Annotated in this window: 21 protein-coding genes and 3 pseudogenes; 12 read left to right on the top strand and 12 right to left on the bottom strand. The window is 72.3% G+C overall.

The features are described 5' to 3' along the window. Positions 1 to 33: 33 nt before the first annotated feature. Complete coding sequence (locus ACFYYR_RS11670; RefSeq protein WP_388850173.1) at positions 34 to 228, bottom strand: hypothetical protein; 195 nt, start codon at positions 226 to 228, stop codon at positions 34 to 36. A 498-nt stretch (positions 229 to 726) separates the two neighbouring features. Further along, entirely contained in the window at positions 727 to 2334 is a 1608-nt protein-coding gene (locus tag ACFYYR_RS11665) for a glycoside hydrolase family 20 protein (protein ID WP_388850170.1), read from the bottom strand. Between the two features lie 274 nt (positions 2335 to 2608). On the opposite strand from ACFYYR_RS11665, the gene ACFYYR_RS11660 reads away from it, so the two are divergent. The 5 genes from ACFYYR_RS11660 to ACFYYR_RS11640 all read left to right on the top strand — a co-directional run bounded on the left by ACFYYR_RS11660 (position 2609) and on the right by ACFYYR_RS11640 (position 6844). Continuing rightward, positions 2609 to 3259: a 2-oxo-4-hydroxy-4-carboxy-5-ureidoimidazoline decarboxylase gene (locus tag ACFYYR_RS11660; RefSeq protein WP_388850167.1), complete on the top strand. Its 651-nt coding sequence runs from the start codon at positions 2609 to 2611 to the stop codon at positions 3257 to 3259. 174 nt (positions 3260 to 3433) lie between these two features. Beyond that, positions 3434 to 3814, top strand: coding sequence for a succinate dehydrogenase, cytochrome b556 subunit (sdhC, locus tag ACFYYR_RS11655; RefSeq protein ID WP_388850164.1), 381 nt, complete (start codon positions 3434 to 3436; stop codon positions 3812 to 3814). A gap of 5 nt (positions 3815 to 3819) precedes the next feature. Then, positions 3820 to 4299, top strand: coding sequence for a succinate dehydrogenase hydrophobic membrane anchor subunit (locus ACFYYR_RS11650; RefSeq protein ID WP_388850161.1), 480 nt, complete (start codon positions 3820 to 3822; stop codon positions 4297 to 4299). A 20-nt stretch (positions 4300 to 4319) separates the two neighbouring features. After that, on the top strand, positions 4320 to 6074 hold the full coding sequence (gene sdhA, locus ACFYYR_RS11645) for a succinate dehydrogenase flavoprotein subunit (RefSeq protein ID WP_388850158.1): 1755 nt from the start codon (positions 4320 to 4322) through the stop codon (positions 6072 to 6074). Beyond that, a complete protein-coding gene (locus ACFYYR_RS11640; RefSeq protein WP_351510968.1) occupies positions 6074 to 6844 on the top strand; it encodes a succinate dehydrogenase iron-sulfur subunit in 771 nt (256 codons plus the stop codon). The genes sdhA and ACFYYR_RS11640 overlap by 1 nt, the downstream gene beginning before the upstream one ends. Positions 6845 to 7012: 168 nt before the next feature. On the opposite strand, the gene ACFYYR_RS11635 is transcribed toward ACFYYR_RS11640, so the two are convergent. Next, positions 7013 to 7690, bottom strand: a complete 678-nt coding sequence (locus ACFYYR_RS11635; RefSeq protein ID WP_388850153.1) for an NADPH-dependent FMN reductase — start codon at positions 7688 to 7690, stop codon at positions 7013 to 7015. A 388-nt stretch (positions 7691 to 8078) separates the two neighbouring features. Between ACFYYR_RS11635 and ACFYYR_RS11630 the strand changes: the two genes are divergently transcribed. Beyond that, complete coding sequence (locus ACFYYR_RS11630; protein WP_388850350.1) at positions 8079 to 8576, top strand: HD domain-containing protein; 498 nt, start codon at positions 8079 to 8081, stop codon at positions 8574 to 8576. Positions 8577 to 8621: 45 nt separating this feature from the next. Here ACFYYR_RS11630 and ACFYYR_RS11625 read toward each other — a convergent pair whose 3' ends face one another. Both ACFYYR_RS11625 and ACFYYR_RS11620 read right to left on the bottom strand, forming a co-directional pair. Continuing rightward, positions 8622 to 10295, bottom strand: a complete 1674-nt coding sequence (locus ACFYYR_RS11625) for a metallophosphoesterase (RefSeq protein ID WP_388850150.1) — start codon at positions 10293 to 10295, stop codon at positions 8622 to 8624. A 147-nt stretch (positions 10296 to 10442) separates the two neighbouring features. Continuing rightward, positions 10443 to 10679: pseudogene (locus ACFYYR_RS11620) on the bottom strand (SCO4848 family membrane protein); the annotation flags it as partial. A gap of 98 nt (positions 10680 to 10777) precedes the next feature. Between ACFYYR_RS11620 and ACFYYR_RS11615 the strand changes: the two are divergent. Next, on the top strand, positions 10778 to 12073 hold the full coding sequence (locus ACFYYR_RS11615; protein ID WP_388850147.1) for a D-alanyl-D-alanine carboxypeptidase family protein: 1296 nt from the start codon (positions 10778 to 10780) through the stop codon (positions 12071 to 12073). Here ACFYYR_RS11615 and ACFYYR_RS11610 read toward each other — a convergent pair. After that, a complete protein-coding gene (locus ACFYYR_RS11610; RefSeq protein ID WP_388850144.1) occupies positions 11976 to 12974 on the bottom strand; it encodes a YihY/virulence factor BrkB family protein in 999 nt (332 codons plus the stop codon). The two genes, ACFYYR_RS11615 and ACFYYR_RS11610, sit on opposite strands and share 98 nt — an antisense overlap. Positions 12975 to 13156: 182 nt before the next feature. Here ACFYYR_RS11610 and ACFYYR_RS11605 point away from each other — a divergent pair, with 182 nt between their 5' ends. Then, on the top strand, positions 13157 to 14467 hold the full coding sequence (locus ACFYYR_RS11605) for an FAD-binding protein (RefSeq protein WP_388850141.1): 1311 nt from the start codon (positions 13157 to 13159) through the stop codon (positions 14465 to 14467). 22 nt (positions 14468 to 14489) lie between these two features. Here the strand turns inward: ACFYYR_RS11605 and ACFYYR_RS11600 are convergent, their stop codons facing one another. Continuing rightward, positions 14490 to 15071 carry a 2'-5' RNA ligase family protein gene (locus ACFYYR_RS11600; protein ID WP_388850138.1) on the bottom strand — a complete coding sequence of 194 codons (582 nt, stop codon included), beginning with the start codon at positions 15069 to 15071 and terminating at the stop codon, positions 14490 to 14492. Positions 15072 to 15324: 253 nt separating this feature from the next. After that, on the bottom strand, positions 15325 to 16338 hold the full coding sequence (gene trpS, locus ACFYYR_RS11595; RefSeq protein WP_388850135.1) for a tryptophan--tRNA ligase: 1014 nt from the start codon (positions 16336 to 16338) through the stop codon (positions 15325 to 15327). Here trpS and ACFYYR_RS11590 point away from each other — a divergent pair. Then, positions 16337 to 16663: pseudogene (locus ACFYYR_RS11590) on the top strand (RNA polymerase sigma factor); the annotation flags it as partial. The gene trpS and the pseudogene ACFYYR_RS11590 sit on opposite strands and share 2 nt — an antisense overlap. A 42-nt stretch (positions 16664 to 16705) precedes the next feature. Here the strand turns inward: ACFYYR_RS11590 and glyA are convergent. Beyond that, positions 16706 to 16858, bottom strand: a pseudogene (gene glyA / locus ACFYYR_RS11585) (serine hydroxymethyltransferase); the annotation flags it as partial. A gap of 144 nt (positions 16859 to 17002) precedes the next feature. Between glyA and rocD the strand changes: the two are divergent. After that, positions 17003 to 18208, top strand: a complete 1206-nt coding sequence (gene rocD, locus ACFYYR_RS11580; protein WP_388850132.1) for an ornithine--oxo-acid transaminase — start codon at positions 17003 to 17005, stop codon at positions 18206 to 18208. 164 nt (positions 18209 to 18372) lie between these two features. Here rocD and ACFYYR_RS11575 read toward each other — a convergent pair whose 3' ends face one another. From ACFYYR_RS11575 to ACFYYR_RS11565, 3 genes are all read right to left on the bottom strand, one after another. Continuing rightward, positions 18373 to 19557 (bottom strand): glutathionylspermidine synthase family protein, encoded by a 1185-nt coding sequence (locus ACFYYR_RS11575; protein ID WP_388850129.1) that lies wholly within the window; start codon positions 19555 to 19557, stop codon positions 18373 to 18375. A gap of 9 nt (positions 19558 to 19566) precedes the next feature. Then, entirely contained in the window at positions 19567 to 19941 is a 375-nt protein-coding gene (locus ACFYYR_RS11570) for a hypothetical protein (RefSeq protein WP_388850127.1), read from the bottom strand. Positions 19942 to 20062: 121 nt separating this feature from the next. After that, positions 20063 to 21580 (bottom strand): PLP-dependent aminotransferase family protein, encoded by a 1518-nt coding sequence (locus tag ACFYYR_RS11565; protein ID WP_388850124.1) that lies wholly within the window; start codon positions 21578 to 21580, stop codon positions 20063 to 20065. A gap of 47 nt (positions 21581 to 21627) precedes the next feature. On the opposite strand from ACFYYR_RS11565, the gene ACFYYR_RS11560 reads away from it, so the two are divergent. Both ACFYYR_RS11560 and ACFYYR_RS11555 read left to right on the top strand, forming a co-directional pair. Further along, a complete protein-coding gene (locus ACFYYR_RS11560) occupies positions 21628 to 22167 on the top strand; it encodes a carboxymuconolactone decarboxylase family protein (RefSeq protein ID WP_388850121.1) in 540 nt (179 codons plus the stop codon). Then, positions 22164 to 22895: an isocitrate lyase/phosphoenolpyruvate mutase family protein gene (locus ACFYYR_RS11555; protein WP_388850118.1), complete on the top strand. Its 732-nt coding sequence runs from the start codon at positions 22164 to 22166 to the stop codon at positions 22893 to 22895. The genes ACFYYR_RS11560 and ACFYYR_RS11555 overlap by 4 nt, the downstream gene beginning before the upstream one ends. Positions 22896 to 23242 lie beyond the last annotated feature (347 nt).

The following is a 23242-nucleotide window of genomic DNA, read 5'->3' as shown; positions in this document are numbered from 1 at the left end:
GGGGGACCTCACGGTGCGTCTCCCTCGCCGGTATCAGTGGCCGCCGGGCCCGGGAACCATGACCCGGTTCCTCCGCGCCGCGAAGGACATCATGTCCGGGTTCCGGTACGGGCCGTCGGCCGGGGGCACGATCGCCGCACCGGCGGGCAGACCCGCGGCCACCGGCAGTGCGCGCCACAGGTGCGCGGGCCGCGCGGACCCGGCCTGGCCGTCGACGCACGGATTCATCTGTGGAGCACCCCCGGAGTACGGCCCTCCCTGGGCCGAGCAAACGATCACGGCAGTCACGCCGTCCGGCGCGACCAGCACGCTACGGCCTGTTCCGCTTCCGCGTCCACGTCCGCCGGGCGAGCGGGGACCGGCCGGAGGGTGGCCGGGGGGTGGTGTGACAGAAAACCGCCGTCCGGCGCTGAGGGGAGTACGGGCCTCTCCGCAGGCCCTCTTTGACGACGGCCGGGGTCTCTCCTGTGGGGGGTGGCGACCCCGGCCGTCCTTTGTTCTCCCCGCCGACACGCCGTCCGGATGCCGGGCGGATGCGTCCATGCCTCGGACGAACCGGGTCCGCGCGCCGTCCGCCTGCCATGATGCGGGGCCGCCGGGTGACGGATGGCGTGCCGCCGCGCGCTCCGGAACGGCGAACGGCGCCCCGAACCCTCATGGATTCGAGGCGCCGAGTCGATGCCCGGACCGCTCCGCTCCGCCCGGAGCCGGCCCGGCGGCAGGGGCTCAGTTCTCCGCGTCCACCCGGTCCGCCAGCTTCGTGAAGGCCGACCAGCTGAGCTGCGGCTTCCCCGGGTCCCACAACTTCTGCGAGACGGCGTTGAGCGGCAGCCGGATCCCGCGCGCCACCTGCTCCTCGGTCTGGGCGCCGGCGAGGTCGCACCAGACGGCGAGGCGTCCGCCCGGCACCTGCTGCGGGCCGGTGTCCTGCGACGTCACCGGCTTCGTACCGCGCAGCACGGCCGGAGTCCACTGCCGGTAGATCCGCTCACCGGTCGGATAGGTGAAGTCGTTGGGCTCGCCGAGCACGTAGTAGAGGTACTCGTCGTTGAGGTTGGCGACGGTGCGGCCCTCGCTCAGATACGACGCCGGCACCCGCTCCCCGGTCTCCTTGCCGGTCCAGTACTCGACCTCGATGTTCTTGTCGGGCTTCACCACACCGCCGGTGAAGAAGCCGTCGTTCCAGGCCTTGGCCTTCTTGCCGCCCTCCCGCACCACGGCGGCACGGTCGTTGAGCCAGGCGGTGGCCAGGTCCTGGATACGGCCGTCCGGCCCGTACTTCTCCCGGGCCTGCGCGGCGAGTCCGGGATAGGAGGCCGAGGGGTCCTCGGCCATCAGCGCGCTGTACTCGTCGGCACCGATGTGGAACCAGGGCCCGGGGAAGGTCTTGGAGTACTCCCGCAGCAGGTCGTCGATGAGCCGGGCGGACGCCGGCTTGCCGATGTCGATGGCGCCCTCGGCGGGCTCGCCATTGACGTTGACCAGCTGGAGCGAGGGGTGGGCGCGCAGCACCGCACCGAGGTGGCCGGGCGAGTCGATCTCCGGGATGACGGTGATGTGCAGCTTCTTCGCCACGTCCAGGATGTGCCGCAGCTGGGCCAGGGTGAGGTGCTCGCGGGAGACGACCTCGGGGTGCGAGGTGCTCTGGATCCTGAAGCCCTGATCGTCGGAGAAATGGAGAGCGAGCTGGTTGAGCTTGAGGTCGGCCATCTCGTGCAGCCGGTCCTCGATCCACTCCGGGGTGAAGTGCTTGCGGGCGATGTCGAGGTTGAGGCCGCGCTGCGGCCGGTCGGGGCGGTCGTCGATGACGCCCTCGGGGACCTCGCCGCCCGAGCGGAGCGTCTGGAGGACGGTGCGGGTGCCGTAGAAGACGCCGGCGTCCGCGGCTCCGGTGATCACGACCCGGCCGTCCCGCGTGGTGATCCGGTAGGCCTCGGCGCCGCCGCCGCGGCCCTTGTCCAGCGTCAGCTCGATGTCGCCCTGCCGCGGGGAGCCGGTGGCATAGTCGGCCTTCAGCTCGCCCGCGAGCATCCGGGCCTCGTCGGCCAGCGGTCCCTTCGGGTCCGCGACGACCCGGGTGTCCTTCGCCGGTTTCCAGCCCGGGCCGTTCCCCGGGTCGAACGAGCGCACGGCCGGCACCGTGCGCGGCGGGTCCGGCGGCGGATAGGACTTCGTGGGACTCGGGGAGCGGTGCGGCGTGCTCGTCCGCGCACCGCCTCCGTCCCCGTTGCCGGAACAGCCCCCGAGGAGTGCCACCGCGAGGGCGGCGGCTCCCAGGGCGGCCGGTGTTCCCAGCCGTCGTGTCGGCCTGGTCGACCCTGTCGGATGCACCATCGGAGTAAAACCTCCCAATAACGACAAAGGTACGGCTCCTCGCACGCTTCCCTGTGCTTCACTCGCGCGCGACCGCTCCCGTCCGGGTGAAATTGCCCTATGCATCGGACAGGCGGTGACATGCGCCGATACGGTTGACGCTCACCCACACCTCCTGTCCCACTTCTCTCCCTTGCACCTTCTCTCCCCTGCACCGGCGTGCCGGAGATCTCCAGAGGAGGCCACGCTGTCCAGCGACACTCCGGCCGTCCCGCCGCGGGAGTCCATCACATCCATGATCGGGAGCACACCCCTGACCGGAAGCACGTCCCGGACCGGAAGCCCAGCCCTGGCCGGAAGCCCAGCCCTGACCGGAGACCCACCTCCGGGCGGGAGCGAGCGGGCCGGCCCGGCCCGGGAGCACGCCGTCTCCGCCCTGGAGCGGTTCAACGCCGCGCCCCGGGGCGCCGCCGAGGCCGCACTGCTCGGCTGCTGCCGCAGCAGCCGCTGGGCCCGCCGGCTCGCCGACCACCGCCCCTACCCCGATGTCGACGCCCTGCTCGCCGCGGCCGACGAGGCGGGCTACGACCTCACTCCGGCCGACCTCGCGGAGGCGCTGGACGGGGAGTCCGCCGCGGGCGGGCTGCCGGGACTCGGGACGCCGCTCCCGCCGGGGCCGGGCACCCATGCAGCGCACACCGCACTGCGGGCGGCGCACGCCGCGTACGAGAGCCGCTTCGGGCATCTCTTCGTGATCTGCACGGACGGGCTCCGGCCGAGCGAGGTGCTCGGTCACGTCCTGGCGGAGATCCGGCGACGACTGGGTCACGAACCGGAGGAGGAGCGCACCGTCGCCGCCGACGAACTGCGGCGCACGGCCCGGGGGCGACTGGGGCGACTTGTAGCGGATCGTCCGGAAAAACCCCTGCCCGGGACGGCTCGATAGCCCGTACGTGCCTCTTTGATCACACCTTCGGGCCCCCGGGCGAGTGAACCGACAAGGCGTCGCTACGATGGCCAGGGCCGGTGGACCGTACCCGGCCGGGCCCGACCGACAGTGCTCCTCTTAACTGTCAGAAGCTGGCGGCAGGCCCCAATCCCCGCTCCCGGAGGGTTTTCCGTGCCGGCTGGAACGCTGTACCGCGGCCGGGAAGGCATGTGGTCATGGGTGGCTCATCGCGTCACCGGTGTCCTCATCTTCTTCTTCCTGTTCGTCCACGTTCTCGACACCGCTCTCGTCCGCGTCTCCCCGCAGACGTACGACGACACCATTGCGCTGTACAAGACGCCCCTTGTCGCCCTGATGGAATACGGCCTCGTCGCCGCCATCCTCTTCCACGCACTGAACGGCCTGCGGGTCATCGCTGTGGACTTCTGGGCCAAGGGCCCGAGGTACCAGAAGCAGCTGCTGTGGACCGTCATGGGCGTCTGGATCGTGCTGATGGCCGGGGCGGTCTACCCCGTCCTCAACCACGCCGCGCGCGAAGTGTTCGGGAGCTGACATACATGAGCACCACTGAGACCTCTCCGAAGGATTCGGTCGAGCCGACCGGCACCGGCTACAGCCCGGACAACCCGGCTCCGGTGATCGAGCCGCCGCGGGCCCGCACCGGCCGGACGCCGAAGTCGACCCGTACCAACTTCGAGCTGTACGGCTGGCTCTTCATGCGGCTGTCCGGCATCGTCCTCGTCGTTCTCGTCATCGGCCACCTGCTGATCCAGCTGGTCCTGGACGGCGGCGTGAGCAAGATCGGCTTCGCGTTCGTCGCCGGCCGCTGGGCCTCGCCGTTCTGGCAGATCTGGGATCTGACCATGCTCTGGCTCGCCATGCTGCACGGCGCCAACGGCCTGCGGACGATCATCAACGACTACGCCGAGCGGGACAACACGCGCCTCTGGCTGAAGATGTTGCTCTACACCGCCACGGTGTTCACCGTCCTTCTGGGCACGCTGGTGATCTTCACCTTCGACCCGAACATCCAGTAGAGCCGGGGCTGACGCACGACATGCAGATTCACAAGTACGACACCGTCATCGTCGGCGCCGGCGGCGCCGGGATGCGCGCGGCCATCGAGTCGACCAAGCGCAGCCGCACCGCCGTCCTGACGAAGCTGTACCCGACCCGCTCCCACACCGGCGCCGCACAGGGCGGCATGGCCGCAGCCCTCGCGAACGTCGAGGAGGACAACTGGGAGTGGCACACCTTCGACACGATCAAGGGCGGCGACTACCTGGTCGACCAGGACGCCGCCGAGATCCTGGCGAAGGAGGCCATCGACTCGGTCCTCGACCTGGAGAAGATGGGCCTGCCGTTCAACCGGACGCCGGACGGCACCATCGACCAGCGCCGGTTCGGCGGTCACAGCCGGAACCACGGCGAGGCCCCGGTCCGCCGGTCCTGCTACGCCTCGGACCGCACCGGCCACATGATCCTCCAGACGCTGTACCAGAACTGCGTCAAGGAGGGCGTGGAGTTCTTCAACGAGTTCTACGTCCTGGACCTGCTGCTGCGCGAGGTCGACGGGGTCACGAAGTCCGCGGGCGTCGTCGCCTACGAGCTGGCCACCGGTGAGATCCACGTCTTCCAGGCGAAGGCCGTGATCTTCGCCTCCGGCGGCACCGGCAAGTTCTTCAAGGTGACCTCCAACGCGCACACGCTGACCGGTGACGGCCAGGCCGCCGCGTACCGGCGCGGGCTGCCGCTGGAGGACATGGAGTTCTTCCAGTTCCACCCGACCGGCATCTGGCGCATGGGCATCCTCCTCACCGAGGGTGCGCGCGGTGAGGGCGGCATCCTCCGCAACAAGGACGGCGAGCGCTTCATGGAGAAGTACGCGCCCGTCATGAAGGACCTCGCCTCGCGTGACGTGGTCTCGCGCTCCATCTACACGGAGATCCGCGAGGGCCGCGGCTGCGGTCCCGAGGGCGACCACGTCTTCCTCGACCTGACCCACCTGCCGCCGGAGCAGCTGGACGCCAAGCTGCCGGACATCACCGAGTTCGCGCGGACGTACCTCGGCATCGAGCCCTACACGGACCCGATCCCGATCCAGCCGACCGCGCACTACGCGATGGGCGGCATCCCGACCAACGTCGAGGGCGAGGTGCTGGCCGACAACGACACCGTCGTCCCGGGCCTGTACGCCGCGGGCGAGGTCGCGTGCGTGTCGGTGCACGGCGCCAACCGGCTGGGCACCAACTCGCTGCTCGACATCAACGTCTTCGGGCGCCGGGCCGGCATCGCCGCCGCCGAGTACGCCGCGAAGGCCGACTTCGTCGAGCTGCCGGAGAACCCGGCCGAGCTCGTCGAGGCGCAGGTCGAGCGGCTGCGGACGTCCACCGGCGGCGAGCGGGTCACCGAGATCCGCAAGGCGCTGCAGGAGACCATGGACGCCAACGTCATGGTGTTCCGCACCGAGCAGACGATCAAGACGGCGGTCGAGACGATCGGCGAGCTGCGGGAGCGCTACCTGAACGTGGCGATCCAGGACAAGGGCAAGCGGTTCAACACCGACCTGCTGGAGGCCGTCGAGCTGGGCAACCTGCTCGACCTGGCCGAGGTCATGGCCGTCTCCGCCCTCGCCCGGAAGGAGTCCCGCGGCGGTCACTACCGCGAGGACTACCCGAACCGCGACGACGTCAACTTCATGCGGCACACCATGGCGTACCGCGAGGTGGGCGACGACGGCGCCGAGTCCATCCGCCTCGACTACAAGCCGGTCGTGCAGACCCGCTACCAGCCGATGGAGCGTAAGTACTGATGAGCACCCCGACGCTCGAGAAGCAGGACGCGGCCCCTCAGGACGCCTCCGACGCTTCGCCCTACATCACGGTCACCTTCAGGATCCGCCGGTTCAACCCGGAGGTCGCGGCCGAGCCGTTCTGGGAGGACTTCCAGCTCGAGATCGACCCGAAGGAGCGCGTGCTCGACGGCCTCCACAAGATCAAGTGGGAGCAGGACGGCACGCTGACCTTCCGGCGCTCCTGCGCGCACGGCATCTGCGGCTCCGACGCGATGCGCATCAACGGCCGCAACCGGCTGGCGTGCAAGACGCTGATCAAGGACATCAACCCGGAGAAGCCGATCACGGTCGAGGCGATCAAGGGCCTCACGGTCCTCAAGGACCTCGTGGTCGACATGGAGCCGTTCTTCCAGGCCTACCGGGACGTCATGCCGTTCCTGGTCACCACGGGGAACGAGCCGACGCGCGAGCGCCGGCAGTCCGCCGAGGACCGCGAGCGCTTCGACGACACCACCAAGTGCATCCTGTGCGCCGCGTGCACGACCTCGTGCCCGGTGTTCTGGAACGACGGCCAGTACTTCGGCCCGGCGGCGATCGTCAACGCGCACCGCTTCATCTTCGACTCGCGTGACGAGGCCGGGGAGCAGCGGCTGGAGATCCTCAACGACAAGGACGGTGTCTGGCGCTGCCGGACCACCTTCAACTGCACCGACGCATGCCCGCGTGGCATCGAGGTCACGAAGGCGATCCAGGAAGTGAAGCGGGCGCTGATCACGCGTCGCTTCTGATTCCGTGCCGCTTCCCGCGGCGGATTCCGGAACAGCGGAAGGGCCCGCTCCATGATGGAGCGGGCCCTTCCGCTGTTCCGGTGGTCCTTGGCCTGCGGGTTCGGGTTCCGTCACCCCGCGGGTTCGGTTCCGTGCCCGGGCCGGCCGGCTGCCCGGTGCCGCGCCGCGTCAGGACCCGTACGGGCGTGCCGTGCGGGCGTCCCGCAACGCATGGGCCCACCAGGCGAGTTGACCGAGGATCGCCGTGGCGGCTCCGTCGGCCCCCTCCTGGTCCAGCGGCAGACCGTCCGCGCCGAACCGGTCCCACACGTTGTGGAAGCTCACCGTCTCGCGGACGGTGGTGGCGTGCAGCTCGGCGAAGACCTGACGCAGCTGCTCGACGGCGCGCAGACCACCGGAGAGGCCGCCGTACGAGACGAAGCCGACCGGTTTGGCCCGCCACTCCGGGCCGTGCCCGTCGATGGCGTGCTTCAGCGCGGCGGGAAAGCTGTGGTTGTACTCGGGGGTGACCACGACGAAGGCATCGGCGGCCGCCAGCCGCGGGGAGAGCTCGACGGGGGCGGCGGCCGTCTCCTCGGAGGCGTGCGGGTCTTCGGGGGTGCGCCGGTCCTCGGTGGTGCGGCGGTCTTCGGTGGTGCGGCGGTCCTCGGTGGTGCGGCGGCGGTCGGCCGCGGCGGCCGCCCGGGACCCCTCCGCGTGCGGGCTCTCCGCCAGGTCGATGACGTCCACCGTCATGTCGCTGCGCGACTCGGCCCGGCGGGCGAACCAGTGGGCGACGGTCGGTCCGAAACGGCCCTCCCGCACGCTCCCGATGATCACGGCGAGCTGCAAGGGGTTCTCGGGCATGATGTTCTCCCTGAATCGGCGGACCGCACCGCGCGGCCCGTCACCGGAAGCCTCCGACCTCGACAATGGTTGAGGTCAAGCCCTCGACCGCCTGGTGCGGAAAGGGGCGGCGCCACGGATGACGATCGGAGCAGCGCCGTGGCCGGGGGCTGAGGGACGACGCCGTGGCCGGAGGGTGAAGGACGTCGCCATGGTCGAAGGGTGAGGGACGGCGCCGTGGGTGGAGCGTCAGGGGCGGCGCTGTGGACGGAGGATCAGGGGTGCGAGGCCGATGAGGGATCAGAGGGACGGCAGTCCCACGGCCGGAGCCGCGGCCCCGGACGGGGCCGAGCCGACGCCGGCGCAGGGCACCGGAGCGGGAGAGCCCAAGGGCGACGGAGCGGGCCGCGTGCTGACGTCCGCCGAGGTCGACGCGCTCGCCGCGCGGGCGCACTCGGGACAGACGGACCGGATCGGGGTGCCCTACATCGAGCACGTCCGCGCCGTCGCGCACGGCCTGGCCCCGGTGAGTGAGCGGCTGGCGCAGGCCGGGCTGCTGCACGACGTCGTCGAGGACACGGCGTGGACGGCCGAGGGGCTGCTGGCGGCAGGCGTGGCCGCCGACGTGGTGTCGCTGGTCGACGCGGTGACCAAGCGGCCGGGTGTGCCGTACGCCGCCATGGTGCGCGGGCTCGCCGCCGATCCGGACGCCGCCCTTCTCAAGATCGCCGACAACGCCCACAACTCCCGCGCGGACCGGCAGGCGGCGCTGCCCCCGGCGGACCGCGCCCGGCTCACGGCCAAGTACCGGGAGGCGCGGGAGGTGCTGTGGCCCGCGGTCGACCGGGAGCTGCTGGAGACCGTGGTGCGCCGGATCAATCCGTCCCTGCTGGACGGAGAGAGCTGAGGGACGGACGCGGTGCCCCTCAGGCGCCCTCCGGCCCGCAGGCGTTCAGGCCTGGCGGGAGGCCAGGGTGACGACGGTGATGTCGGACTCGGCCCCGACCCGGACCGGCGGGCCCCACGCGCCGGCGCCGCGGGTGACGTAGAGCTGGGTGTCGCCGTACCGTTCCAGCCCCGCGACGGTGGGGTTGGCGAGGGCGGCGACGTAGTTGCCGGGCCAGAGCTGGCCGCCGTGGGTGTGGCCGGACAGCTGGAGGTCGACACCGTGCCGCACGGCGTCGTGGATCACCACCGGCTGGTGCGCGAGGAGGACGGAGGCGCGTGCGGGGTCCCGGTCGCCGAGGGCCTTCTCGTAGTCCGGGCCCTCCTGCGCGGGGTCCTGGTTCTCGGCGGAGATGTCGTTGACCCCGGCGAGGTCGAACCCGGGCAGCTCCACCCGGGCGTTCTCCAGGGGGTGCACCCCGAGCTCGCGGACGTGATCGACCCAGGCGGCCGCGCCGGAGAAGTACTCGTGGTTGCCGGTGACGAAGTAGGAGCCGTGCCGGGAGCGGAGGCCGGCGAGCGGCTCGGCGGCGGGCCCGAGGTCCGCGACGCTTCCGTCGACCAGGTCACCGACGATCGCGGCCAGATCGGGCCGGGTGCGGTTGATCGCGTCCACGATCCGCCGGGTGTGCGCCTTGCCCAGGATCGGGCCGAGGTGGATGTCGCTGACGACGGCGATGCGGTAGCCGTGGGCGGCGCGGGGCAGCTTGGCGAGGGGGACGGTGACCCGCTTGAGCGCCGGTCCGTCCAGGACGTCGTGGAGCCCGTACCCGACGGTGCCCACCGCCGCCGCGGAGGCCGCGGCGGCGACGGTCCGCGCGACGAACAGCCTCCGGCCGAGCGGCGCTCCGGACGGGGCGGCACCGGTGGACGGCTCATCGGAAGCGGAACGGGAAACGGACGCCGAGCCCGAGACGGACGCCGAGCCGGAGACGGAGTCGGGGCCGGAGACGGCGACGGGGCCGGAGACGGCGACGGGGCCGGAGACGGCGACGGGGCCGGAGACGGCGACGGACGCCGAGTCGGAGGCGGGCGCGGAGACGTCAGCGGCGGCCCCGGAGGCGTCGGAGGTGGGCCCGGTGGAAGCGGGTGTCCCGGCGGAGGCAGGCGTCCCAGCGGAAGCGGCGGTCCCCGTGGCAGCCCGCGTCCCGGTCGAAGCCCGCGTCCCGGTCGAAGCCAGCGTCCCGGTGGCCACGGCTCCGGCCCCGCCCGCCGCTTCGGATGCGGCTCCGGGCGCCGCCCCGGCAGCGGCCGGGGCATCCGCGGGGGCATCGGCCGCCGGTTCCGGCCGGCCCGGGGCCTCGGGGGCGGCGACCGGTTCGGCCGCGCCCCGGTCCCGCGGAGCCCCGGCCGCGGCCGCGCGGGCGGCGAGCCCCCGGCGCAGCAGTGGCCGCACCGCCTCCCCCACCAGAAGGGCCAGTGTGAGATAGAGCACCAGGGCGAGCCACAGATAGCCGGGCCAGGCGAGCGCCCGCTCCACCGCGAACGGCACTCCGGCCCGGCCGCCGACGAGCGCGCCGACCGTGGTCAGCGGCAGCAGCACCGCCGCCACCGTCCCGGCCCGCCGCCACCGGCCGCCGGGGACGGTCGTGTCCTTCACGAGGCGGCGCCACAGATACCAGTGCACGCCGCCCAGCAGCCCGAGAACGGCCGCGGCGACGAGGACGACGACCAGGATCATCCGGTGGCCCTACCCGGCCGAGCCGGAGGACGTCACGGACCCGGACGCGGAATCCGGGGCCCCCGCAGCGTCACCGGAGGCCGCCCCGGAAAGGGAACCGGAAACGGAACCGGAAGCGGAAGCAGTACCGCCCGCGGCCGATCCGGCCTCCCGGCGCAGGGCCCGGACCCCGCGCAGCCCGATCACGCCGACCGCCGTCCCCAGCAGGAACGACGTCACCGCGAGCAGCAGGTGCACCCAGAAGTACGCGGTCGGCTCACCCGCGTCGTCGAACGCGAGGCCACTGCCGTCCTTCCAGAGGTTCTTGACGAATGTGATCCAGATGAACCAGCTCCACACCCCGAAGGCGAGCAGGAACCAGGACACGGGGCGGCTCAGCTTCATGCGTTCCAGTATCACCGGACGGCCCGAGCGGGGGCCGGTGGGGTGTCTTGGAGCGCGGGTCACGCACCGCGGTGTCTCGATGGACACGATCGCCATATATGTTCACCATCGTGCCTGCTTTCCGTACTGCCGCATCCGGCTTCCCGTCCCGACTGCCGTGCCGCGGCGCCGCGTTGACCCTCGCGGCGGCCGCCCTGCTGCCCGCCCTCTCCGCCTCTCCCGCGTCCGCGGCCCCGGCGGACGACAGCCGGAAGGAGAAGGCCCGGCCCCCGGCGAACATGTCGACGGTCGGCGGCGAGCTGCTGGGCCAGCCGGACACCCAGGTACGGCTGAAGGCCGGCGCCCCGAAGCTGCCGGAGAAGAAGCTGTCGGGCCGCTCCTGGCTGGTGGCCGACGCGGAGTCCGGCGACGTGCTGGCCGCGCACAACGCGCACTGGCGGCTGCCGCCCGCCAGCACCCTGAAGATGCTCTTCGCCGACACGGTGCTGCCGGGCCTGCCCAAGGACCGGAAGCACACGGTCCAGCCGTCCGACCTGGCCGGCATGGGCGAGGGCAGCAGCCTGGTCGGGGTCAAGGAGCACCAGACGTACTCCGTGCACGACCTGTGGCTCGGCGTCTTCCTGCGCTCCGGCAACGACGCGGTCCACGTGCTCTCCGCGATGAACGGCGGCAAGGAGAAGACCGTCCGTGACATGCAGCGGCACGCGACCGAGCTGAACGCCCGGGACACCCAGGTGGTGACCCCGGACGGCTACGACGAGAAGGGCCAGGTCAGCAGCGCGTACGACCTGACGCTCTTCGCCCGCTCCGGGCTGCAGAAGGCGGACTTCCGCGAGTACTGCTCGACGGCCACCGCGCAGTTCCCCGGCGAGGAGAAGAAGACCAAGAAGGGCAAGAAGAAGAAGCGCGAGAGCTTCGCGATCCAGAACACCAACCGGCTGCTCACCGGCGACTTCGGCCTCGACCCGTACAAGGGCATCGCGGGGGTCAAGAACGGCTACACCTCGAACGCGGGGTCGACCTTCACCGGCGTGGCGCAGCGCGGTGACCGGGTGCTGCTGGTGACCGTCATGAACCCCGCCGCCCAGGAGCACGACGAGGTCTACAAGGAGACCGCGCGGCTGTTCGACTGGGGCTTCAAGGCCGCCGGGAAGGTCCAGCCGGTCGGCACGCTCGTCCCGCCGAAGAGCGCGGAGGACGAGCAGCCCGCGGCCGGGCACGGCGAGGACCGCCGGGAGCGGACGAACGCCTCGGTCGCGGGGCCGTCCCACAAGGGCGTGTGGACCGTCGCGGGGATCACAGGTGGGGTGCTGGTGGTTCTGGCCGGGGGCGCGCTGCTGGTGCACCGCCGGTGGCCGCTGCCGGATCTGGTGCGCCGCCGGTCCCGGGGCTGACGCCGGGAGCGTCCGCGGGGCCGGGCTCCGGTTCCGGCTCCGCGGTCTCCATGTTGCCGCGCTGCGTCGCCGTCCAGGCGGCGCAGTACAGCAGCAGTTTGGCCATGAAGTTGATCCACAGCATCAGGGCGATCGGGACGCCGAACGCGCCGTACATGCTCTTCGCGGCGACGCCCTGCAGATAGCCGCTCAGCAGCATCTTGAGCAGTTCGAAGCCGACCGCTCCGATCAGCCCCGCGACGACGACCGCCCGCCGTCCCGGGTTCACCTGCGGCAGCCGGGTCAGCAGATAGGCGAGCAACAGGAAGTCGGCCAGGATCGAGATCGCCACCCCGGCGAGGAAGAGCAGGACGCGTCCGGCCCCGCCCTCGGGGATCCCGATCCGGTCGGCGAGCCAGCCCACGGCGCTGCTGGCGAAGGCCGAGCCGCCCATGGCGACCAGTCCGACCCCGCCGAGGCCGACCAGGACCGCGCCGTCCTTGAGTTTGAGCAGGATCGGGTTGCCGGGGTCCTCCTCCTTCTCCCAGACGGCGCGCAGGCACTCGCGCATCGAGCCGACCCAGCTCACACCGGTGACGAGCAGCAGGGCACCCGCGATGACCCCGATGGTTCCGGCGTGGGCGACGAGCCCGTCGAGATCGAGCTGGTCGGAGATGCCGGGGACCTGGTCGGCGGCCTTGTCCTTGAGCTCCTGGAGCTGGTGGTCGGTGAGCAACGCGGCACCGATGGCGGCACCGACGGTGATCAGCGGAAACAGCGCGATGAAACTGGTGAACGTGATGGCGGCGGCCAGCCGCGTCCAGTGCACGGTGTCCAACCGCTCGTACGCCCGCCACGCGTGAGTACGCATCAGCCGTTCCATCGCGGGCCCGATCACGGGCAGCCGGGTCAACCACTCCATGGTGGGCGTCTACCCTCCCTCGGCCCGGGCGCTCCTCATCCGGCCCGCGCGTTCCTCGTGTGGCCTGCATCTTCGGTGCCGTGTGGGCTGTCGGTGCCGTGCGGGACGGTACTCCCGTGCGGCGTCCGGCGGAGCCGGGGCACCGCACTGCCCGTCTGACACATCCCTGATCACCCTTTTCGGTGAGTAGTGTGACATGTATTGACATTTTGCCCAGAACGGGCGCTACGGTCACCGGCATGTCCGCCGTCACCGCCTCGCACGCCGACGGAGGCCGCTCCGCTCCCCCGCAGCGTGCGGGCGGGGTCGTCCTCGACATGACCGGTCTCGACCGGATTCACTCGATCAACACCGAACGGGGCGAGGTCGTCTGCGACGCGGGGGTGAGCCTGCACCGGCTGATGGCGGTGGTGCTGCCGCTGGGCTGGTTCGTGCCGGTGGTTCCGGCGGGCCGCGGCGGGACGGTGGGCGGCGCGGTCGGCGCGGACGTCCACGGCCGCAACCAGTACGCGGACGGCAGCTTCACCCGTCACGTCCGGTCCCTGGAGCTGCTGACCGCCGACGGCTCGATCCGGATCCTCACCCCGCGGGACACCCCGGAGGAGTTCCGGGCCACGGCGGGCGGCCTGGGCCTCACCGGCGCCGTGCTCTCGGCGACCATCCGGCTGCTGCCCGTCGAGACGTCGCTGATCTCGGTGGCCGGCGAGCGGGCGAAGGACCTCGACGACCTGCTGGCCCGGCTGACGGGAGCGGACCCGCGGCACCGCTACTCCGCCGCCTGGATCGATCTTCTGGCGCGCGGCGCGGCGACGGGGCGCGGGGTGGTGACGTGCGGCGCCCACGCTCCGCTGGACGCGCTCCCCCGGCGCGCCCTCCGGGCACCGCTCGCCCTCCGGCCGGGCCGGTTCCGGTGGTCGCCCCCGGCGCTCCCCCGCTCCTGGCTCGACGGGCGGCTCGGGCGGACGGTGACCGGCCTGAGCAACGAGCTGTGGTGCCGGGTCGTGCCGCGCGACCGGGCCGGCGACCTCCGGAGGATCCCGGGCTTCTTCCACCCGCTGTACGGCGCCCCGCCCTGGTACCGGCTCCCGCGGCGCGGCGCCACGGTGCGGTACGGATTCGTGGTGGGCCACGACCGGGACGACGCGCTGCGCCGGATCGTCCGGCTGATCGCGCGGCGCGGCTGCTCCTCCGCGGTGGGGGTGCTCCAGCGTCTGGGGCCGGGAGGGGCGGGGCTGCTGTCCTTCCCGGCGGAGGGGTGGGCCATGGCCCTGGAGTTCCCCGCCGATCTGCCGGGCCTGGACGAGCTGCTCGGCACCCTCGACGAGGAGGTGGCGGACGCGGGGGGCCGGGTCCGGCTCGCGGCGGACTCCCGGCTGCGGCCGGAGCTGCTGGCCGCGATGTACCCGGCGGCCGACGCGTTCCGCGCGGCCCGCGCGCGGCTGGACCCGGACGGGGTGTTCACCTCGGACCTCGCGCGGCGGCTGGGGCTCTGAGCCGGACCCTCCGGGCAGCCGGTCAGGGGCGCAGGGAGTGGGTGGCCGAGGCCTCGGCCGGTGACGTCTGCGCGGGCACGCCCGGACCGGCCTCGAACAGGTACTCGTGCATCATGCGCCAGTGGCCGTCCTCGCCCTGCTCGTAGAGCGCGAAGCCGGACACCGTCCAGGATGCGACGTAGTCCGCGAGCTCCTCGTACGCCCGGTCCATCGCCTCCTCCTCGATGCCGTGGGCGACCGTGACATGCGGGTGGTACGGGAACTGCAGCTCGCGGCGGACCGGACCGGAGCGGATCTCTTCCTGGAGATCGCTGCACTCGGGGATGCCCTCGGCCAGCTTGACGTAGACGACCGGGGAGAGCGGGCGGAAGGTGCCGGTGCCGTTCAGCCGCATCGGGAACGGGCGCCCGGCGGCGGCGACCTCGGCCAGGTGCCGGCGGAAGGCCGGGAGGTCGGCGGGGTCGACCTCGGTGGGCGGGAGGAGGGTGACGTGCGTCGGGATGCCGTGGGCGGCGAGGTCGCCGAAGCCCGCGCGCCGCTCCTGGAGCAGGCTGCCGTAGGGCTCCGGGACCGCGATCGAAACGCCGAGCGTAACGGTCCCCACGTCGTTCTCCTCTGCTTCCGCCGCTGCTGACCAGTGGTGATGCTGCCGCTGTCGTGTTCTGGTGCTGCCGCTGTCGTGTTCTGGTGCTACCGCTGTCGTGCCACTGCCGGTGTCCTGCCCCTGCCGGTCCGTCCGCCGTGGCACTCAGGCCAGTGTGGCGGGTCGGCCGGGCCGCCGCGAGCGTCCTCGGTCCTCCGCCCCGGGGCCCAGCGACTCTTGCCACCGGGCTCCCGGCGTGCTCGCGGCTCCCGGCTCAGTGCTTGGCCGGGAGGAACCCGACCCGGTCGTAGGCCTGGGCCAGGGTCTCCGCGGCGACCGCACGGGCCTTCTCGGCGCCCTTGGCCAGGATGGAGTCCAGCGTCTCGGGGTCGTCCAGATATTCCTGGGTGCGGGCCCGGAACGGGGTCACCCACTCGACCATCACCTCGGCCAGGTCCGTCTTGAGCGCACCGTAGCCCTTGCCCACGTACTTCTGCTCGAGTTCGGCGATTCCTGTGCCCGTGAGGGTGGAGTAAATGGTCAGGAGGTTGCTCACCCCCGGCTTGTGCTCCTCGTCGAAGCAGATCTCGGTGCCCGTGTCGGTCACCGCGCTCTTGATCTTCTTGGCGGAGACCTTGGGCTCGTCGAGGAGGTTGATGATGCCCTTCGGCGTGGACGCCGACTTGCTCATCTTGATCGTCGGGTCCTGGAGGTCGTAGATCTTGGCGGTCTCCCGGACGATGTACGGCTCCGGGACGGTGAACGTCTGGCCGAACCGGCCGTTGAAGCGCTCGGCCAGGTCGCGGGTCAGCTCGATGTGCTGCCGCTGGTCCTCGCCCACGGGGACGGCGTTGGCCTGGTAGAGCAGGATGTCCGCGATCTGCAGGATCGGGTACGTGAACAGACCGACGGTGGCCCGGTCGGAGCCCTGCTTGGCGGACTTGTCCTTGAACTGGGTCATCCGGGAGGCCTCGCCGAAGCCGGTGAGGCAGTTCATCACCCAGCCGAGCTGCGCGTGCTCGGGGACGTGGCTCTGGACGAACAACGTGCAGCGGTCCGGGTCGAGTCCGGCGCCGAGCAGCTGGGCGACGGCGAGCCGGGTGTTGGCGCGCAGCTCCGCCGGGTCCTGCGGGACGGTGATCGCGTGCAGGTCCACGACCATGTAGAACGCGTCGTGGCTCTCCTGCAGCGCCACCCACTGGCGGACCGCGCCGAGGTAGTTCCCGAGGTGGAACGAGCCGGCGGTGGGCTGGATACCGGAGAGCACACGGGGACGTTCGAAGGCCATGCCGCCCATTCTCTCAGGTGCGGAACCGATCCTCGGTCTCCGGTGCAGGAAAGGTGTGAGGACGCGGAAGGGAAGCCGCACCGGTTCCGACGAGGGCGCCGTGATCGCGCGCGGGCGCGCCGGGGAGTGCGAGGCGTACGCCGATCCGGTGCGCGCCCACACCGTGATCGCGCACCGTACTGCGGTCCTGCCGGGCGCTGGAGCGGACGCGGAGGACGTGGTCCGGACCGCTTTTCTGAAGGCCCACCAGCGGCTGGGGCGCTTCCGGGAGGGGGCGGCGTTCCGGCCGGGGCTGTCACGCATTGTCGCCAATGAGACGAGAAACACAGTGCGGGCCGGCGCGACGGCACCGGCCGGCGGCGCTCCGGCGAGAGGTGAGCGCCGGGGTGCCGGTGCGGACACCGGACGGGCCGAACGGCTTGCGGGGGTCGCAGGGCACGGTGTTGTGGTTCACCACGATCCCGGCCCGGCCCCGGGCCTTGGCGGCGACCTTGCCGGGGACCTCCGCCCCCTCGTGGTCGCTTCCACGTCCGCCGGTCGCCGCGTGCCCGCACCGTCCATGGTCCGAGCCCGCTCCACGAGTTCCGGAAGGTTTCTTCGCAATCCGCCCGAGCGACGATAGAAATGAGCACCATCCGGCCCCGATACCGAACGGAGCACCCCCGTGACGACTACGGAACGCAGCATTGCCGCCGCCGAGGCCCACAGCGCGCACAACTACCATCCGCTGCCGGTCGTCGTCGCCTCCGCCGAAGGAGCGTGGATGACCGATGTCGAGGGCCGGCGCTACCTCGACATGCTCGCCGGGTACTCGGCGCTCAACTTCGGGCACGGGAACCGGCGGCTGATCGACGCCGCGAAGGCACAGCTGGAGCGGGTGACCCTCACGTCGCGCGCCTTCCACCACGACCGGTTCGCCGACTTCTGCGCACAGCTCGCCGAGCTGTGCGGCATGGAGATGGTGCTCCCGATGAACACCGGCGCCGAAGCCGTGGAGACGGCGGTGAAGACGGCGCGCAAGTGGGGCTACCGGGTCAAGGGGGTTCCGGACAACCAGGCCAAGATCGTCGTGGCCCGGAACAACTTCCACGGCCGGACGACCACGGTGATCAGCTTCTCCACCGACCCGGAGGCCCGCGCCGACTTCGGGCCGTACACGCCCGGGTTCGAGATCGTTCCGTACGGGGACCTGACCGCGCTCGAGGCGGCGCTCACCGACAACACCGTCGCGGTGCTGCTGGAGCCCATCCAGGGCGAAGCCGGGGTGCTGGTGCCGCCGCCGGGCTACCTGGCGGGCGTCCGGGAGCTGACCCGGGCCCGGGACGTGCTGTTCATCGCGGACGAGATCCAGTCCGGCCTCGGGCGCACCGGGCGGACGTTCGCCTGCGAGCACGAGGGCGTGGTCCCCGACATGTACGTGCTGGGCAAGGCGCTCGGCGGGGGCGTCGTCCCGGTCTCCGCGGTGGTCTCGTCCTCCGCCGTGCTGGGGGTGCACCGCCCGGGCGAGCACGGCTCCACCTTCGGCGGGAACCCGCTGGCGTGCGCGGTCGCTCTGGAGGTGATCGCCATGCTGCGCACCGGCGAGTACCAGCAGCGGGCAACCGAGCTGGGCGACCATCTGCACGCCGAACTGGGGCTGCTGGTGGGGAGCGGCGCGGTGGAGGCGGTGCGCGGCCGCGGCCTGTGGGCCGGAGTGGACATCGCCCCCGCACACGGCACGGGCCGGCAGATCTCGGAGAAGCTGATGGACCTGGGCGTCCTGGTGAAGGACACCCACGGCAGCACGATCCGCATCGCCCCGCCGCTGGTGATCACCAAGGAGGACCTCGACTGGGGTCTCGACCAGCTCCGGAGCGTGCTCCGGGGCTGAGCGGCGGCGCGCGGGTCCCCCGCATCACGGCCGGGGCGGGGATCAGCGGATCTCTCCGCACACGCAGAGAGATCCGCTGAGGTCTCGCGCCTGCGCACGGGTCCGCGGGGTCCCGCACAGGTGCGGGACCCCGCGGATGCCACGAGCCCGGCCGGGCCCCGGCCTCAGAGGATGACGTGCGGCAGGAAGCGGGCGTATGCGTCCGTGATCAGGCCCGACGACTCACGGATGCCGAGTCCCGCCGCCTCGTCCTCGACGACCCAGGCGCCGAGCACCACCCGGTTGCCGTCGAAGTCCGGCAGCGGGGCCAGTTCCTGGTAGCAGCAGGCCTCGTCCCGGGGCGTCGCGGGATCGCCCGGTTCGTGCACCGTGATGCCCGCGCCCTCCCTCCCCAGCAGCGGCTTGGCCACGTACCCGGAGGTGGCCGCCAGATCGCGGGGGCCGTCCAGGTAGGCGGGCAGCAGGTTCGGATGCCCCGGGTCGAGCTCCCACGCCACGGCGAGCAGCGCCTTGTTGGAGAGCAGCATCTTCCAGGCCGGTTCGATCCAGAGCGTGCTGCCGGTGCTTCCGCCGTTGTCGAGCGTGTCCATGACGTTCCGCCCGAAGCGGTCCGTGGTCAGCCACTCCCACGGATAGAGCTTGAAGCAACTGCGGATGAACCGGAGCCGCTTGTCGACGAACCGTCCGGAGAGCCGGTCCCAGCCGATGTCCTCCATGGAGATCGCCTCGGTCTCCAGCCCGGCCTGCTCGGCGGTCTCGCGGAGGTACGCGACCGTCATCAGGTCCTCGCCGAGCTCGTCCCCCGCGGAGTGCGCGAAGTGGACGGGCGCGCCGGGCGGCAGCAGGGCCGCCTGCCGCTTCCAGGCGTCCACCAGCCGTTCGTGCAGCGAGTTCCACTGGTCGGCGCCGGGGAACCGGTCCTCCATCCAGAACCACTGCGCACTGGCCGCCTCCACCAGGGAGGTGGGGGTGTCGGCGTTGTACTCCAGCAGCTTCGCCGGGCCGCTGCCGTCGTAGTGCAGGTCGAACCGCCCGTAGATGCTGGGCTGTTCGGACCGGCGGTGCCAGGACTCGGCGACCTTTTCGGCCACCCGGGGGTCGGTGATGCCCAGGTCGGCGAAACGCTTCCGCTCGACGATGTGCTCGGCGGCGGCCAGGCACATCCCGTGCAGTTCCTCGACGACCTCCTCCAGGGCCTCCACCTCGGGAAGGGAGAACGAGTAGTAGGCGCTCTCGTCCCAGTAGGGGCGCAGCGAGTCGTCCGGGTAGCGGGTCAGCGGATAGATGACTCCCTGCTCCTCGACCGTGGCCTGCCAGTCGGGGCGGGGCGTGATGGTGTGGCGTCGCATGGGCGGTGCTCAGCCGCCGCTGCTGCCGTGGCCGGAGCCATGGCCGAAGCCTCCGCGTTCCACCGAGGAACCGCCCTTGGAGCCGCCGGACGAACCGCCGGACGAGCTGTGGGACCGGTCGAAGTGGCCGTCCTCGGCCCAGCCGTTCTCGACGTCGGCGTCGTAGTACCAGGCGGCGGCGCGCCGGGACCGGTAATTGGCGGACGTCGTACCGGAGCACTGCTTGGTGTCGACGACCCGGTATCCCTTGTCGTACTCGTAACTGTCGCGGTCCACGCACCGCTTGTCGGGCTCGGAGCTGCAGGCGGTGAGCACCGCCGCGAGCGCTCCCATGCTGCCCAGGATCACCGTGCCGGACCGTACTCGGCGTCGTGCGTCTGCCATGTCGTTCATCCCCGTCGTGTTCATGTCGATCGAACAGGGGTCAGCGTAGGGGCTGGGCCGCCGCGGTCCGCGGCCGGGTGGACCGCCCTGCTGCCACCGGGAGCAGGGCGCCCCCACCAGTTCAGGGCAGCACCCGGCAGAGCGCCTCGATCGCGGCGCCGAACGCGTGGTCGGCCGGGGCCCCGTAGCCGACGACCAGCCCGTCGGGGCCCTCCGCGGTGGCGTCGTAGCGGAACCGGCCGAGCCCTTCGAGCGCCAGCCCCTGCCACGCCGCGGCCCGGACCACGGAGTCCTCGGTCCCCGGCGGGAGTTCGAGCACCGCGTGCAGGCCCGCGGCGACGCCGGTGACCGCGATGTGCGGGGCGCGCTCCGCGACGGCCGCGACGAGCTGGTCGCGGCGCCGCCGGTAGCGCAGCCGCATGCCGCGCAGGTGGCGGTCGTAGGCCCCGCCGGTGATGAACTCGGCGAGGGTGAGCTGGTCCAGGGTGCCGGTCATCTGCTCCGCGGGGTTCTTGGCCGCGAGCACCTCCCCCACCAGGTGCTGCGGCAGCACCATCCAGGCCAGCCGCAGCCCGGGAGCCAGGCTCTTGCTCGCCGTGCCCAGGTAGACCACGCGCTCCGGGTCCAGCCCCTGGAGGGCTCCCACCGGCTGGCGGTCGTAGCGGAACTCGCCGTCGTAGTCGTCCTCCAGGATCAGTCCGCCGGTGCGCCGCGCCCAGTCGACGACGCCGGCCCGGCGGTCCGGCGACAGCGGCCGGCCCGTGGGGAAGTGGTGTGCCGGAGTGAGCAGCACCGCGCCCGCCTCGGGGACGGACTCCAGTTGCCCGACCCGGGTCCCGTGCTCGTCCTTGGGCAGCGGCACGGTGCGCAGCCCGGCGCCGGTGATCAGCTCCCAGTGGAAGTCCAGACCGTAGGAGTCGACCGCGACCGTGGTCAGGCCCATCGCCGCCAGCGCCCGGCCGGCCAGCATCAGGCCCTGGACGAAGCCGGCGCAGATGACGATCCGGTCCGGGGAGACCCGCACGCCGCGGGCCCGCCCCAGATAGTCGGCGAGGGCCCGGCGCAGCTCGGGGCGCCCGGCCGGGTCGCCGTAGCCGAAGGCCTCGCCCGGTGCGGTGGACAGCGCCCGGCGTGCCGCGGAGAGCCAGGCGGCACGCGGGAAGGCCGAGACGTCGGGCGAGCCGGGCATCAGGCTGTGCACCGGCCGCGGCGGCGCGCCGCGCGGGCCCGGCCGCGGTCCCACGCTCCGCCGGCCCGGGCGGGAGGCGCCGCCGCCCGGCGCGGCACCGGACGGCTCGGCGCCACCGGGCCTCCCCGTCCCGCCACCGGGAGTTCCGGCACCGCCACCGGGCCGGCCCACCGGTTCGGCCCGCCGGGCGACCCGGGTGCCGGACCCCTGGCGGGCGGTGAGCCAGCCCTCGGCGACGAGTTCGCCGTAGGCGTCCGCCACGGTGTTCCGCGCCAGCCCGAGGTCGGCGGCGAGGGACCGGGACGACGGCAGCCGGGCGCCGGGCGTCAGCCGGCCGGAGCGCACCGCGTCACGCAGGGCGCCGATCAGCGCGCTGCGCACTCCGGAGGTCCCTCGCGGCGGCAGATCCAGATGCAGGTCCGCCCCGAAATTGGCCCATGTTTCCCCCATGAAAATGGACCATACTCCTAGGCCACTGCCCCCATAGCGTGATCCCCATGACAACGGACACCACGAACACCCCCGCCCCCACGACCACCACCGGCGCCACGCCCGGCACCGGGCTCCACAGCACGCACGGCCCGCGGATGAACCTCGCCGAGGTCGCCCCCGAGGTCTACAAGGCCATGGTGGCGCTCGAACGGGCCTCCAAGCAGGGCGTCGACCCGACGCTCGCCGAACTGGTGAAGATCCGCGCCTCGCAGCTCAACCACTGTGCGTTCTGCCTGGACATGCACACCAAGGACGCCCGCGCCGCCGGTGAGCGCGAGGACCGGATCTTCCTCCTCAGCGCCTGGGAGGAGGCCACCGGCTACTACACCGAGAAGGAGCGGGCGGCCCTGGCGCTCACCGAGGCGATCACGGTCCTCACCGACGGCTTCGTGCCGGACGCGGTGTACGCGCGGGCGGCCGAGCAGTTCGAGGAGGCCGAACTCGCCCGGCTCATCAGCATGATCATCACCATCAACGCCTGGAACCGGATCGCCGTGACGACCCGCGCCCAGCCGGGCGCCTACCGGCCCGGGATGTACGCGTGACGGCCCCGGCCGCCCGGCTGCGGGCGCTGCACCACGGGCGGACACCGGGCGATCCGCTCGTCCTGCCCGGCCCCTGGGACGCGGTGAGCGCCCGCGCCTTCGAGGAGGCGGGCTTCCCGGCCCTGGCGACGCCGAGCGCGGGGGTCTCGGCGACCCTGGGGTACGAGGACGGCGGCGGCACCCCGCCCGACGAGATGTTCGCCGCGGTCGCCCGGATCGTCCGGTCCGTCGGCGTCCCGGTCTCCGCCGACATCGAGACCGGCTACGGGCTCCCGCCGGCGGAGATCGTGGAACGGCTGCTGGAGGCGGGAGCCGCGGGCTGCAACCTGGAGGACTCCGCACCGGACCGTACGGGTCTGGAGGACGCCCGCCGGCAGGCGGACCGGCTGGCAGCGGTGCGGGAGGCCGCGGGCGACGCCCTGGTGATCAACGCCCGGGTCGACACCTTCCTGCGGGGCGACCGCGGCCCGGACGAAGCGATCGAACGGGGACGGCTGTACGCGGCGGCCGGCGCGGACTGCGTGTACCCGATCTTCGCGCCGCCCCGGCTGCTGCCGGAGCTCGCCGCGGGGATCGGCTGCCCGCTCAACGCCCTCGCGGTGCCCGACGGCCCGTCACCGCGCGAACTGGGCGAACTCGGCGCCACCCGGGTCACCTTCGGCGGCGGGCTGCACACCCGCGCGGCCGCCGCGGTACGGGACCTGGCACGGTCGCTGCGCACGGACTGACCCTCGCGGACAAGACGCGACGGTGCCGGGGCAAACCCAGCCACAGCAACGGCGACGGCCGCGAGGCCGCTCCTGGCTCAGCGGCGAAGGGAGTCAGCCGCGGACAAGACGTGACGGTGCCGGGGCATACCCAGCCGCGGGGACGGCGAGTCCGAGAGGCCGTTCCTGGCACAGCGGCGATGGGGGTCAGCCGCGGACGAGACGTGAGGGTGATGGGGCCGCAGGGGTGGGGGGTTCCGGAAGCTTCCGTGTATTTGTGGCCCCCAGGGCCGTAAATATACGTTCCGGAACCCCCCACCCCGGAGGCCCCCGCCCCCCCCCCCCCCCCCCGCCCCCCCCGCCCCCCC

Source organism: Streptomyces sp. NPDC001922 (genome assembly GCF_042891165.1).
Lineage (GTDB): Bacteria > Actinomycetota > Actinomycetes > Streptomycetales > Streptomycetaceae > Streptomyces.
This window is presented reverse-complemented; position numbering and strand designations above follow the sequence as displayed.